Annotated in this window: 13 protein-coding genes; 9 read left to right on the forward strand and 4 right to left on the reverse strand. The window is 39.6% G+C overall.

The window, feature by feature from the left end; genetic code table 11:
- Nucleotides 1-6: 6 nt before the first annotated feature.
- Nucleotides 7-1068 (reverse strand): glycoside hydrolase family 43 protein, encoded by a 1062-nt coding sequence (locus tag ABEG20_RS00150; protein WP_406825399.1) that lies wholly within the window; start codon nt 1066-1068, stop codon nt 7-9.
- Nucleotides 1069-1548: 480 nt separating this feature from the next.
- Here ABEG20_RS00150 and kdpF point away from each other — a divergent pair, with 480 nt between their 5' ends.
- From kdpF to ABEG20_RS00195, 9 genes are all read left to right on the forward strand, one after another.
- Nucleotides 1549-1626, forward strand: a complete 78-nt coding sequence (gene kdpF, locus ABEG20_RS00155; RefSeq protein ID WP_138820818.1) for a K(+)-transporting ATPase subunit F — start codon at nt 1549-1551, stop codon at nt 1624-1626.
- A gap of 39 nt (nt 1627-1665) precedes the next feature.
- Complete coding sequence (gene kdpA / locus ABEG20_RS00160) at nt 1666-3384, forward strand: potassium-transporting ATPase subunit KdpA (RefSeq protein WP_406825400.1); 1719 nt, start codon at nt 1666-1668, stop codon at nt 3382-3384.
- 128 nt (nt 3385-3512) lie between these two features.
- Nucleotides 3513-5540, forward strand: a complete 2028-nt coding sequence (gene kdpB / locus ABEG20_RS00165; protein ID WP_406825401.1) for a potassium-transporting ATPase subunit KdpB — start codon at nt 3513-3515, stop codon at nt 5538-5540.
- 123 nt (nt 5541-5663) lie between these two features.
- Complete coding sequence (locus ABEG20_RS00170; protein ID WP_406825402.1) at nt 5664-6224, forward strand: K(+)-transporting ATPase subunit C; 561 nt, start codon at nt 5664-5666, stop codon at nt 6222-6224.
- 309 nt (nt 6225-6533) lie between these two features.
- Nucleotides 6534-7604 carry a porin gene (locus ABEG20_RS00175; RefSeq protein WP_406825403.1) on the forward strand — a complete coding sequence of 357 codons (1071 nt, stop codon included), beginning with the start codon at nt 6534-6536 and terminating at the stop codon, nt 7602-7604.
- A 137-nt stretch (nt 7605-7741) separates the two neighbouring features.
- Nucleotides 7742-7990, forward strand: coding sequence for a hypothetical protein (locus tag ABEG20_RS00180; RefSeq protein WP_293743699.1), 249 nt, complete (start codon nt 7742-7744; stop codon nt 7988-7990).
- Between the two features lie 5 nt (nt 7991-7995).
- Entirely contained in the window at nt 7996-9126 is a 1131-nt protein-coding gene (locus ABEG20_RS00185; RefSeq protein ID WP_406825404.1) for a sensor protein KdpD, read from the forward strand.
- Between the two features lie 53 nt (nt 9127-9179).
- Nucleotides 9180-9557, forward strand: a complete 378-nt coding sequence (locus tag ABEG20_RS00190) for a hypothetical protein (protein ID WP_406825405.1) — start codon at nt 9180-9182, stop codon at nt 9555-9557.
- A gap of 513 nt (nt 9558-10070) precedes the next feature.
- Nucleotides 10071-11039 carry a helix-turn-helix transcriptional regulator gene (locus ABEG20_RS00195; RefSeq protein ID WP_406825406.1) on the forward strand — a complete coding sequence of 323 codons (969 nt, stop codon included), beginning with the start codon at nt 10071-10073 and terminating at the stop codon, nt 11037-11039.
- Between the two features lie 159 nt (nt 11040-11198).
- Here the strand turns inward: ABEG20_RS00195 and ABEG20_RS00200 are convergent, their stop codons facing one another.
- The 3 genes from ABEG20_RS00200 to ABEG20_RS00210 form a co-directional block, all read right to left on the reverse strand.
- The gene (locus ABEG20_RS00200) at nt 11199-11657 is read right to left on the reverse strand and encodes a DinB family protein (protein WP_406825407.1); all 459 of its coding nucleotides are present in this window, start codon (nt 11655-11657) and stop codon (nt 11199-11201) included.
- Nucleotides 11658-11760: 103 nt separating this feature from the next.
- Nucleotides 11761-12012 (reverse strand): hypothetical protein, encoded by a 252-nt coding sequence (locus ABEG20_RS00205; RefSeq protein ID WP_406825408.1) that lies wholly within the window; start codon nt 12010-12012, stop codon nt 11761-11763.
- A gap of 179 nt (nt 12013-12191) precedes the next feature.
- Complete coding sequence (locus tag ABEG20_RS00210) at nt 12192-13313, reverse strand: acyltransferase family protein (protein ID WP_406825409.1); 1122 nt, start codon at nt 13311-13313, stop codon at nt 12192-12194.
- Nucleotides 13314-13401: the final 88 nt, after the last annotated feature.

Consider the following 13401-nt stretch of genomic DNA (forward strand, 5'->3'; position numbering starts at 1 on the left):
TTTGTGTTAAAATTTCATTTTTAAATTCCATTTATCGGCTAACGCTTGTGCCTCCTTTTTAGTGAGGTGTATTACTGCGCCGTGTTTTGGCGAAGAAAAGTTAGTTGATTTCATTATACCTTCGTTAAAGTGGCCCAGGTTTGTAAATTTTTCAAAATCGGTGGTTTCGCTAAAACCAAAATTGTGCGGATTAATACCGTAGATATCGTAAATCAATACCCACTTATTTTCCCCGATACGCTTGTAAATGGTTGGGGCCTCACATTCCCTGGACTCTGGATCATACCACTTATCATCATATTGATAATCTTTGTTAATAGTTGAAGAAACAGCTTGTTTAATACCCGCGGTGCCATCATGCGGAACATAGAACATGTGGAATTTATTGCCCACTTTTGTAATATCAGCATCTATATAGGAAACATCTTTCGGATATTGGAAAAGTAACTGTGGTGCATTTTCCAGCCTGGTGAAGCCCTTATCCATATAGGCATAATAAAGTTTGTTTTCTCCATTGCCAAAACGCAGGGTAAAGTAAATCATCCATTTCTTTTCCTTTTGATCATAAATTAATTCTGGTGCCCAGGCGCAACCAATATCTGCTAATTCGGGAAAAGACTGGTCGACCCGTAAAACCTGGTGCGACCAATTAATCAGATCGCGCGATTTCATCAATACCATTCCCCGGTTATTTCCCCATCCATAGTCTTTTCCATCGCGTTCCCATTCGCTTGTTCGGTAACCTGCCTTTTGCCCATAGATATGCAGATCAGTTAGCGCCATATAAAATAAACCGTCCGGTCCGCGGCAAATATATGGATCACGGATGCCCTTTTGTTCCGCAATGCTATCACCCGCAATTACTGGCTTCGCATTATTTATATCGGTAAAGCTATAACCGTCTCTACTTAGTGCCATGTAAAGCCCATGTGTACTATCCTTGAAATATACCATAAGATAAGCCGCCATGTCTTTTTCGCGGGGCAATTTCCTTTCATACTGTGCATCTGCGCTTAAGGAGGAAAGTGTCAGCAACAAAACTATCCCGGTTTTATAAAGTGTAGTCATATTGATTAGAAATTTTTCTAATTTAAATAATAATCGTTATAACGACGATTATTATTCAAATAACTTATGCAGAAATAATTACGATAATGGCTATTTATCTGATACAAAAGAAAAACACAAGCTTATGACCAGCTCATTTTGTCTGCATTGCCATTAGCGTTATGATATGCAAATAAATTGCAGAAGAAAGAAACGGCAGGCCATCTTAGATTATGCGTAACATAACTATAGATACCAATCTGAAAAAAACCCTTCCATTTTGGAAGGGTTTTTTAATGGCAGCTTATTTCTAAAAAACATGTTTTTTATTTAATGTTCTGTTTGTCAGTTGTTTATGTGTTTAATATTTTTTATGGTATAAGAGTTGGCTACTGGCCTGTAAAATCATTACAATCATGACAATATTACTTTTTTTAATCCTGGTGCTGCTCTGCTGGGCTACTTACAAATCGATAAACTGGTTCGAAAAAATCTAACACTATGACCGCATTATTTATCATCGCCGTCGCCGTATTTATCTATATGATTTACGTGCTGATTAAACCCGAAAAATTTTAATCCTTACCTCCTATAACGGAGCAATTAAAAAATTAAGAAATGAATACTGAATTAACAGGCATTATTGCCACATTTCTGCTCACCCTGGTTATTGCCATACCTTTAGGTAAATACCTGGCCAAGGTTTTTGCAGGAGAAAAAGTCTGGACAGATTTTTTAAAACCACTGGAAACTGGTATTTACAAGCTTTCCGGAATCAATATTAAAGAACAGATGAACTGGAAACAGCAGTTAAAAGCACTGCTTACCATTAATATACTCTGGTTGTTTTACGGTTTTTTTGTACTCATCTTTCAGGATAAACTTCCATTCAATCCGGATGGAAACCCTGGAATGACACCAGATCTGGCTTTTAATACCATTATCAGCTTTGTTGCCAACTGTAACCTGCAGCATTATTCGGGCGAGAGTGGCGTAAGTTACCTTACCCAGCAATATGTGCTGATGTTTCTTCAGTTTGTGAGCGCCGCAACAGGTATTGCTGCTGCTGTAGTCCTTTTTAAAGCTTTTAGAGATAAAACGACAACTGAGCTCGGCAATTTCTGGGAATTTTTTGTAAAATCAATTACCCGGTTATTATTGCCTTTATCTTTTGTAATGGCCCTAATCTTAACTTTTAGCGGTACACCTGCAAGTTATGAGGGTAAAGATCAATTTATCTCCCTACAGGGAGACACCGTGCATGTTTCGAGGGGACCAGCTGCTCAAATGATTGCAATTAAACATTTAGGTACAAATGGTGGAGGTTATTTTGGTGTCAATTCAGCACATCCTTTTGAAAATCCAAGCTACTTTACCAATATGGTTGAGCTGATTGCGCAGGTCATCATTCCGATTGCCATGGTAATTGCCTTCGGTTATTTTATCCGCAGGAAAAAACTAGCCTGGACCATCTTTGGTGTAATGACCATCGGTTTGTTTATGCTGCTGCTCCCTATGTTAAGCTCCGAACTGGGTGGAAGTCCGTCTCTGGCGAAAATGGGGATTTCACAGACTACCGGAGCGATGGAAGGTAAAGAGGTCCGTTTCGGCCCTGCAGCCTCCGCTTACTGGGCAACGGTTACGACAATTATTTCTACCGGATCGGTAAACAGCATGCACGATAGTACCATGCCGATGTCGGGTACCTGGCAGTTACTGGGTATGATGATCAACTCTTTTTACGGAGGTTGCGGCGTAGGTTTATTGAATTACTTCATTTACCTGATTGTTGCCGTGTTTATTTCGGGTTTGATGGTAGGGAGAACGCCGGAGTTTCTGGGCCATAAGGTTGAGGCCAGGGAAATCAAGATTGCGGCCATCATTACTTTGTTAAGCCCGTTTTTGATCCTTGCCGGAACTGCTGTTGCAAGTTACATCTTTACCAGTCATGGTAATGCAGCCTGGGCTGTTCAGCCTAAAAACTGGCTTAATAATCCTGGTTTTCACGGATTCTCTGAGATGCTGTATGAAATGACTTCATCAAATGCCAACAATGGTTCGGGATTTGAAGGATTAGGAGATAATAACATATTCTGGAATCTATCCACTGGCATTGTGATTTTTTTAGGTCGTTTCTTACCAATTATTGGTCCGGTTGCTATTGCAGGGTTATTAGGGGCTAAAAAATTCATTCCTGAATCGGCCGGTACACTTAAAACAGATACCAAAACTTTTGCACTGATGACTTTTGCGGTAATCATCGTTTTAAATGCACTTTCTTATTTCCCTGCCCTTGCTTTGGGCCCGCTGGCAGAATATTTTACCATGCTTAAATAAATGAGAGTTGTCACATTGAGCCTGATGAAATGAAATTATCAAAGGTCTTTCGACAGGCTCAGGATGACAAACTACACCATAATCTGTGAAATCAATTAAATCTGTGAAATCACATAACAAATAAAAAAATGAAACCCAATAATAAACTGTTCGAACCTGCCTTGGTGCAGACCGCGCTAAAACAATCATTCATCAAACTTGATCCAAGGGTAATGGTACGGAACCCGGTAATGTTTACCGTGGAAATCGGAACACTGGTAATGGCTTATGTTACTGTATATTCTTTCAGCCATAGTGGACAGGGATCACCTTTATACAATTTCTTTATCTTTTTAGTTTTATTGCTTACCGTTCTGTTTGCAAATTTCGCTGAAGCCATTGCAGAAGCAAGAGGTAAGGCACAGGCCGATAGCTTACGTAAAACCAGAGAAGAAACACCAGCTAAAGTGCTTTTGGCAAACGGAACCATCGAAATCCGTTCATCCAACCAGTTAAAAAAAGGTGATGTATTCGTTTGCGAAACCGGGGATACGATTCCAACTGATGGGGAGATTATTGAAGGTATTGCCACTATCGATGAATCGGCCATTACTGGTGAGTCTGCCCCGGTCATCCGCGAATCAGGAGGTGATAAGTCTTCGGTAACCGGCGGAACAAAAGTTTTATCTGATGAGATTAAAGTTCAGGTAAGCACCGCGCCCGGAGAAAGCTTTTTAGATAAGATGATTGCTTTGGTTGAAGGTGCATCGCGTCAGAAAACACCAAACGAGATTGCTTTAACCATTCTGTTGGCCAGTTTTACCCTGGTGTTTATCATTGTATGCGTAACCTTGAAACCTTTCGCTGATTATGCCAATACGCCAATAACCATTGCCGCATTGATCTCCCTGTTCGTATGTTTAATTCCAACCACCATTGGCGGACTTTTATCGGCCATTGGTATCGCAGGGATGGACAGAGCGCTTAGGGCCAACGTCATTACGAAATCTGGTAAAGCGGTTGAAACAGCAGGCGATATTGATGTATTGCTATTAGACAAAACCGGAACCATTACCATCGGTAACCGTAAAGCCACTAATTTTTATCCAACTGCAGGTGTAAACATTAAAGCATTTACTGATGCCTGCGTATTAAGCTCATTGGCAGATGAAACCCCTGAAGGAAAATCGATTATCGAACTGGCCGCTGAGGAGGGTGTTAAATCTGCCGGAACACCGGAGGGGTCAACATTCATCAAGTTTACAGCCGAAACCCGTTCGAGTGGATTGGATACGGTAGATGGAAGAAGGATCAGAAAAGGTGCTTTTGACTCGATCAGGAATATGGTGCAAAAAGCTGGAAATCACTTCCCTTCTGATATTGAGAACCATGTAAAAGCTATCGCTACGAATGGCGGAACACCTTTAGTGGTCGCTGAGAATGAAAAAGCCCTTGGTGTGATCGAATTACAGGATATTATTAAACCCGGGATCAGCGAGCGTTTTGAACGCTTAAGAAAAATGGGTGTAAAAACAGTAATGGTTACCGGTGATAATCCTTTAACGGCTAAATATATCGCAGAAAAAGCGGGTGTTGATGATTTTATTGCAGAGGCTAAACCTGAAGATAAAATGAACTACATCAAAGATGAGCAAGCGTTGGGTAAGCTGGTAGCCATGATGGGCGACGGTACCAATGATGCTCCTGCTTTGGCACAGGCCGACGTGGGTGTAGCCATGAACAGTGGAACACAGGCGGCGAAAGAAGCAGGTAACATGGTTGATTTAGATAATGATCCTACGAAACTGATCGAGATCGTAGAAATCGGCAAACAGTTGCTCATTACCCGCGGTACATTAACCACTTTTTCCATTGCGAATGATGTGGCCAAGTATTTTGCAATCGTTCCGGCTTTGTTTATCGCATCAATTCCTGCGCTGCAAAGCCTGAATATAATGGGCCTGCATTCACCAGAATCGGCAATTATGTCGGCGGTGATTTTTAACGCGATCATTATACCGATCCTGATCCCACTGGCTTTAAAAGGTGTAGCCTACAAACCTATCGGTGCAACTGCCTTATTGCGCAGAAACCTGTTTATTTATGGGATAGGTGGTGTGGTAGCTCCATTTATAGGCATTAAAATAATCGATTTATTGGTTGGCCTATTTGTGTAAATGTCATTCTGAGCGTAGCGAAGAATCTTCAAAGATGAAGTAGTTGCTAAAAAATAGCATTATTAATAGTAAAGATGCTTCGTCCCTCAGCATGACAGCAAGAAAATTTAAAAAGAAAACAAAATGAAAAAGTACATTATTCAATCCATCCGCTTAACACTTGTCTTATTGGTATTGTTATGCGTAATATATCCCATTACTGTTGCCTTTATCGGTAAAATGTCTAAAGGAAACGGTGGCGGAGAAAAAATCACCAAAAATGGTAAAACAGTAGGGTATGCATTATTGGGTCAGTCGTTTACCAAACCGCAATATTTCTGGGGAAGACCATCAGCTGTGGCCTACAATGCAGCAGGTTCTGCAGGTTCTAACAAAGGACCATCAAACCCTGATTATTTAAAAGAAGTGCAATCGCGTATTGATACTTTATTGAAATACAATCCCGGTATTAAAAAATCAGATATCCCTGCTGATATGGTAACTGCATCAGGAAGCGGACTTGACCCAAATATTTCTGAGCAAGGTGCCGCCATTCAGATCGACAGGGTTGCAGCAGCCCGTAAAATTGATGTTAATAAAGTAAAGGAACTGGTTGCCATGAATACGCTTAAACCATTTATGGGTGTATTTGGGCCTTCATCAGTAAATGTGCTGAAATTAAACCTTGCTCTTGATGCACTTTAGTTAGCAGAAATCGTCATTGCGAGAAGGCTTTTTCAGCCGGCGAAGCAATCTTTATTGCAACGGTCGCTAGCATGAAAGATTGCTTCGTCGTTCCTCCTCGCAATGACGACATTTCTTGGGTGTCTGTTATCCTGAACTTATCGAATAACTAAAAGTTGTTATTTCAACAATTGACGCGTTGTCGACAGGCTTAGACTCACAACCATTATTTAAACAATTTCCCAAAACAATAACAACGGTAATGCTTTCTGGTCTGGTGCCAACTCACCTGGGCCTTAGGCTTTGCCCAATATAAAACAATCAGATAAAATGAAAAAATTACTATTACTTGCCGCTACACTTACCACAGGGTTCTTCGCTAATGCACAGGAAGAACCAAAAATTAAAGTAGGCGGTTACCTTGAAGCTTATTACGGATACGATTTTAACAAACCTGCTGACCATAACCGCCCGGGTTTTATTTATTCCCACAATCGCGCAAACGAAATAAACCTGAACCTTGGTTTTATCAAGGCAGCTTATGATAGCGGTTTGATCAGGGCTAATTTAGCGGTAATGGCCGGAACTTATGCCAATGCCAATCTGGCTGCGGAGCCCGGAGTTTTGAAAAATATCCTGGAGGCCAATGCCGGGGTAAAATTATCCAAAACAGAAAATCTTTGGGTTGACGCCGGAATTTTTTCTTCGCACATCGGTTTCGAAAGTGCGGTTTCGAAAGATTGTTGGGTACTTACCCGAAATATTTCTTCAGAAAATACACCTTATTACGAATCGGGTGCCAGAATTACTTATGGTACCAAAGATGGAAAATTTACGGCTGCCGCATTGTACTTAAACGGATGGCAGCGCATTACCCGCCAGAATGGAAATAATAAACCGGCCGGCGGACTTCAGCTGACCTGGAAACCAACAGATAAAATTACGGTAAACTACAGCAATTATCTTGGTACAGAAGGGGCCGATTCTGTTCGCTTAAACAGGGTTTACCACAATGTTTATGGAATTTTTCAGCTTACCGATAAATTTGGTTTAACCCTCGGATTTGACTACGGCACGCAACAGAAACAAAAAGGCAGCAGCGATAAAAACGAAGTCATTTCTCCTGTAGCCATTGCACAATACAAATTTGCACCGAAATGGGCCGTTGCAGGTAGGTTTGAATATTATGAAGATAAAAATGGAATTTTTATCGTCACAGGAACACCGCAAGGTTTTAAAACCAAAGGTTACTCTTTAAATCTTGATTACTCGCCAATCGCCAATGCTGTTGTAAGGTTGGAAGGGAAAGCCTATGATAGCAAAGACAAAATATTTGCAAGAGAAGGTGCTGCGGTTAACGGCAATGCAAGTTTAACGGCGAGTATTGCAGTATCGTTTTAATCTCCCCAGTTTTCGTCATTTAGAGCGGAGCGAAGCGCAGTCGAGAAATTTTTTAACTTAGTCCGAAGATCTCTCCATTCCGTTGCACTCCAGTCGAGATGACGACCACTCTTTTAAAAGTACTCTAAAATAAAACAATGCATCCCTACATAGAAATCATATTCAGCCTGTTTTTAGCGTTCTTAGGAATATTAATGATGCGAAAATTGAATTCGTTAAAAAGGAATAAAACAGGTGCAAAAAAAAGAAGTTATGCCACAGAAAAATATTTTAAACTGCTTTATCATAAAATCTCTTTCAGGTTTATGATCTTATTATTTACGTTGGTTATGATTGTTGCGATTACGATATTGATCGAAAAAGGAGTAATGAATGTTACCTGGTAAAAACGATGGAAGAAGAACAAAAAGAAGAATCGGTCAGGCACTTTTTAGATCTGGTTAAAAAATCCAGGCGCGGAAAGCTCAAAATCTATATTGGCATGAGTGCTGGCGTGGGTAAAACTTACCGTATGCTTCAGGAATCGCATGCATTACTGCGAAATGGCGTAGATATTTGCATTGGGTATGTGGAGACCCACAAAAGGGCGGAAACAGAAGCACTTGTTGCAGGTCTGCCGGTTATTCCAAGGCGGAAAATCTTTTACCGGGGCAAAGAAATCGAGGAAATGGATCTCAAGGGGATCTTGAACCGCCATCCTGAAATTGTAATTGTGGATGAACTTGCCCATACCAATGCCGGGGGCAGTAAAAATACCAAACGCTGGCAGGATGTTTTCGATCTGCTCGAGGCAGGAATCAGTGTAATCTCTGCAGTAAACATCCAGCACTTGGAAAGCATCAATGAAGAAATCGAGCAGATTACAGGTATAGCTGTTACCGAACGGATCCCGGATAAAATACTGGAAATAGCTGATGAAATCGTAAATATCGACCTTACGGCTGATGAACTGGTTACCCGTCTTAAAGAAGGGAAAATTTATGATCAATCAAAAATTGAAAGGGCATTAAGTAATTTTTTCCAATCCGATAAAATTCTTCAGCTGCGCGAGTTGGCGCTAAAAGAGGTGGTGCATCAGGTAGAACGGAAAATCCAGACTGAAATTCCCAAATCAATTAAGCTCAGGCCTGAACGCTTTTTGGCCTGTATTTCTTCCAATGCCGAAACCGCAGGGGTAGTGATCCGGAAAACAGCCAGACTGGCTTCCTATTACCGGTCGCCATGGATGGTGCTGTATGTGCAAAGCGATAGTGAAAGCATGGAACGCATTAAACTGGATAAGCAACGTCATCTGATTAACCATTTTAAACTGGCTACCGAACTGGGTGCAGAAGTAATTAAAATAAAAAGCAATGCCATTACCAAAACCATTATCGATATCGCCACTGAAAAAGAAGTTACCACGATATGCATCGGCAAACCCCATCTTAATATTTTTCAGGTAATTTTACGTACAGCGGTTTTTAATGGACTGTTGAAAAACCTGGCCATGAAGGATATTGATCTGGTGATTTTATCATAAAAATAACTTTATCAAAACTATATCTTTTGAGTGGGGTTAAAATAATAGAACCTATGAAAAGCGATATGGAAAAAAATGATACGAAAACACGGTTGATTAATGAGATTACCACTACAGGTTTACAAAGTGCAGCAAAGAAACTAGGTGTTCCGGCAAGTAAAAGGCAGATTAGAAAAGGCGTTTCCAAAAACATCAGTTTAATAGACGAACTAATGCGTCTTGTTTTAATCAGAAATAAGGATTCATCGAAAAGGTTGCAGCGCAATATAGAGTTTGTTGGCCTCGGTGTAATGGCTGCTCATACTCTTTATCGTGGTTTTAAAAAGAAAAAAACGTTATGGATTTATGAGGGTATCTTTTTAACTGCAGCACTCGGTGGTGTATTGTTCGCTACCCAAAATAAAGCTGTAAAAAAGAAAATTAATCAGTAATGCCATGAGTTGCGTTGCGATTAACATCACTGTATTCATACTTCAAAATAATTGTACGGTGTCTTAAAATCTTAAACGTATCTACTTATTAATGAATTGTGATCTTGCTTTAATTGCTATATTTGATTACTAATTTTAGGTATATGTTGTTATTTGCGGTTCCACTCTATTTTATTGCCTTTTTTGGTTGGATCGTTTATGCCGTCTTCGTTAAGAAAAACCTGAAACAAAACATGCCAATGTTTTATTTTGGATGTGTGTTCAGTTTGATCTGGACGGTGATTATAACCATTTCCTATATTTAAATTCCTCATACATCACTAAGTGGATGCGATGGTTGTATCGTATTTGATTGTACTGTTATTTAATTCTGACCACTTCAAAACTATTATCGCCGCTGCCATCAGGCTGTCACAAAGTATGCTAAATTTGCATGATGCTTATTAATTTTAGTTCCCGGCAAGGGCAAACACATTAATTAGCTGTTAAATTAAATACCTGCATTTTTAACAAATGGACATTACCAAAAGATTTGACCGGATACTACAGATTTTTTTTCTATTGCAGTCTAAATCTGTTGTATCTGCTGAAGAATTACAAAAGCGTTTCGAGATTAGCTTAAGAACAATTTACAGGGATTTAAAGGCCCTGGAGGTGGCGGGCATTCCGATTGTGAATGAATCCGGATCTGGTTACTCCATTATGGAAGGTTTTAGGCTACAGCCATCCAGGTTTAGTCAGGAAGAAATTCTGAGTTTAATGGTTGCCGAAAAAGTGATGCAGAAACATGAAACCGAATTTGTAAAAAAACATTTTGAGGCAGCATTGATTAAGATAAAAAGTTCATTCCAGGTGCATCAAAAAAGAGATTTTTTGCATTTAGAAGATACCATACATCTTAAAAATAACTTAACATCCAATGATTACCTGCCCAACATTATCGATGTATTGCTCAATAGCACTTTAAAGAAAAAGATAACCCACATCGACTACCTCAAAAGTAGTGATGTTCATGCAGTTGGCAGATCAGTAGAATCCATAGGTATATTTTACGAACATGGTTGCTGGTATCTTTTAGCCTATTGCCATTTAAGGAAAGATTACCGCAATTTTAGGTTGGACAGGATTAAAAAAGTTTGGGTACTGGAAGAAAACTTTACCATTTCGCACCCGCCAATTCATGAATTCCGTAATAAAGGCGTGTCTGAAACCAGAACGAAAATCGAAATCAGGGTAGACCGGAAGTACGCAAATTTCTTATACTGGGACCGCCAGATTTTCGGCTTTACAGGAGAGGAAATTTTAGATGATTTTGTTTTGATGTATTTCGACTGTTCCCTTCCTGTTGTTTCTTTTGTACGCTGGTTTATTAAATTTGTTGATATAGCTGAAATTATAGAACCAGCCCATTTAAATCATGAGCTGGTAGAGATCATGGAGGCTGGTTTGAAAAGGATAAAAATTAAAGAGGTAATATCGTAATGTTAGAGTTTAGTTTATATTAGAAAAAATCCCCTCAGATTATCGTCATTGCGTGGAGGAACGACGAAGCCTCCTCGCAATGACGATTTTTAGATTAGCACCCTGCCAACGATCGCAAATTAAAGTTACCGTTACAACTTATAAAACCGGCTGTTTATTTTAATACCGATCCCAGAAAAATGGAGGCTCGATACCCAATGCCCTCAAATACACAAAACCCTGGCCACGGTGGTGTATTTCATTATCGATAAAATATAAGAGGTGACTTATAATGGTAAACTCATACATTCCAAATAACTTAAGGGTTTCATGAAGCTGATCCTCATTTATTTGACTAAAGTATTCTTCGATTTGTATAGTATCCTCATCCCATCTTGTCAGGATCTCTTCTTTGGTGTTCAATGGAAGATCATGGCTAAAAGTCCCTGTTTCTCCGGTAACCATCTCTTTTAAGCCAGGTACATCAATCGATATTAGCTCTTTAATTAATGAAGAAAAAGGCCTCATTCCACCAATCGAAAATTCAAATAACTCTTTTTCAGGGAATTTTTCAATAGTTTTTCGGGTTAGTTTTCTGTGGCCTAACCAATGTTGTAGTAATTCTCTTTTAGTAATCATAACTGCTGATATTTTGTTGTATTATTTAATAGAACAAAACTAAAACCAGTCTATGACAACAGCTTGTCAGTCGCTCAATTGAGAATTATTTTTTTTAAAAAAACTACTTTAGTCCTCTTTCTTTTAAAAGATTTTCTAATTCGCCATTATCATATTTAGAATTATTGACCAATTTATAGATGAAAAACAAAGGGATGAGGGTTAAGAAGCCTAAAGTATTTTTAGCCACGCTAAAAAATATAATGCCAGCCAGAAACCCTATTAACAGTGCATTCATGATGGCTGCCGATTTCTTCTTCTTTGCTTCTTGCAACAGTTCTTGGTCAGTTAATTCAGATAGTATTTTTTGTTCCATTTTTGGTTAATTAGCATTTTTTAATTGATGATTCCAGTCGATACTCCAAATATAATTAATTGGTGCAACTGGGATAAAAAATTGTGTTTTTAAAACTATGATGTCAGAAGTGTTAAAAACATGCTTTTGTATACTATACCTGATGCTGTGGCTAATGCTAACGAAATATAGAATGATAATCATGTCTGTGCAGACTTTTTTCGCAGCCATTTGCGCACTGGTTCATCGTACCACTTTAAGGCGGCATAGGCCAAAAAAATACTGCCAACCAAAATAAGTAAGGCATAAGGCCAGGCCTGTATTATGGTAGTACCCTTATGATTACTGATCCAGGCCACGTAAAAATAAATTAAAGGATAATGTATCAGATAAAGTGGATAAGATACATCACCCAAAAATTTGCACATCCTGTGCTCCGTTTGTGTTTGCAATATACCACTGGCCCCAATATACACAATAAGTGGAAAAACAATGATAATGCATAAAGATTCATAAATTCCGTTCATCCACAGATGTTCAGCACCGCCGATACGGGGCATATAAAGTACCAGTGCTACTAAAAGACTGCACCATAAAAAGGCATTTTTAATCCGGGTGGGTTTTGCCATCCGTGAAAGTAATAAACCGGCAAAAAACGGATAAAGGGTACGGGTAAGTCCAATACGTACCTGTTCTACATTCAGTGTCCAGCCACCACTTAGATCACCATTTGTAATGGCCAGTTGTGCCAATGCAATAGCTGCGATAACCACAAAGATACTTAATACCGTTTTAGAAAATTTCCTGATCCATAATGCATAAAGAATATTGGCAATGTATTCGAAGAACAAGGACCAGCCTACACTATTCATGGGGTGCATTTCCTGCCAGCCGCGGATATCAAGCGATAAAGGTACTGGCAGGATGGTATAACCGATCAGGAGTACCAGCAGCACCTTCCAGATGGGAACGCTGTGAATGAGCGGCCATATGGTGGAATCTGTAAAGTAAAATCCGATAGCGCCGAGAGTCATCCCCAAAATCACCATGGGTTGCAGGCGGATGATACGGCGTTTGAAAAAACTGCCAACACTCATTTTATTCCATCGGTCGTCATAGGCATAACCCATTACAAAACCCGACAGTAAGAAGAAAAAATCTACCGCCAGGTAACCGTGGTTAACCAGAATATCAAGGTGGCCGGTGCCCAGTGGTTCGGTTAAATGAAAAGTGACAACTATTATAGCAGCGACACCGCGAAGGCCATCTAATATTGGATAATGTGGCTTGCCGGCCAAATCGGTACTAAGGTTAGTATTCATGTAAGGGCTCAAAAAAATGCAAGCCATAAAAATAACCAACATTCCTTAACACATCACTTTGCATCTATAATGATACTTAAGGTATCGA

It is taken from the genome of Pedobacter sp. KACC 23697 (assembly GCF_045348445.1).
In the GTDB taxonomy this organism is placed as follows: domain Bacteria; phylum Bacteroidota; class Bacteroidia; order Sphingobacteriales; family Sphingobacteriaceae; genus Pedobacter.

Bases quoted from the DNA above. Each gene is read 5' to 3' on its own strand.
- kdpA (WP_406825400.1), top strand. From the start codon at position 1,666: ATGAATACTGAATTAACAGGCATTATTGCCACATTTCTGCTCACCCTG.
- kdpF (WP_138820818.1), top strand. From the start codon at position 1,549: ATGACCGCATTATTTATCATCGCCGTCGCCGTATTTATCTATATGATT.
- ABEG20_RS00200 (WP_406825407.1), bottom strand. From the start codon at position 11,657: ATGATTACTAAAAGAGAATTACTACAACATTGGTTAGGCCACAGAAAA.
- ABEG20_RS00180 (WP_293743699.1), top strand. From the start codon at position 7,742: ATGCATCCCTACATAGAAATCATATTCAGCCTGTTTTTAGCGTTCTTA.
- ABEG20_RS00150 (WP_406825399.1), bottom strand. From the start codon at position 1,068: ATGACTACACTTTATAAAACCGGGATAGTTTTGTTGCTGACACTTTCC.
- ABEG20_RS00170 (WP_406825402.1), top strand. From the start codon at position 5,664: ATGAAAAAGTACATTATTCAATCCATCCGCTTAACACTTGTCTTATTG.
- ABEG20_RS00195 (WP_406825406.1), top strand. From the start codon at position 10,071: ATGGACATTACCAAAAGATTTGACCGGATACTACAGATTTTTTTTCTA.
- ABEG20_RS00175 (WP_406825403.1), top strand. From the start codon at position 6,534: ATGAAAAAATTACTATTACTTGCCGCTACACTTACCACAGGGTTCTTC.
- ABEG20_RS00185 (WP_406825404.1), top strand. From the start codon at position 7,996: ATGGAAGAAGAACAAAAAGAAGAATCGGTCAGGCACTTTTTAGATCTG.
- ABEG20_RS00210 (WP_406825409.1), bottom strand. From the start codon at position 13,313: ATGAATACTAACCTTAGTACCGATTTGGCCGGCAAGCCACATTATCCA.
- ABEG20_RS00205 (WP_406825408.1), bottom strand. From the start codon at position 12,012: ATGGAACAAAAAATACTATCTGAATTAACTGACCAAGAACTGTTGCAA.
- kdpB (WP_406825401.1), top strand. From the start codon at position 3,513: ATGAAACCCAATAATAAACTGTTCGAACCTGCCTTGGTGCAGACCGCG.
- ABEG20_RS00190 (WP_406825405.1), top strand. From the start codon at position 9,180: ATGAAAAGCGATATGGAAAAAAATGATACGAAAACACGGTTGATTAAT.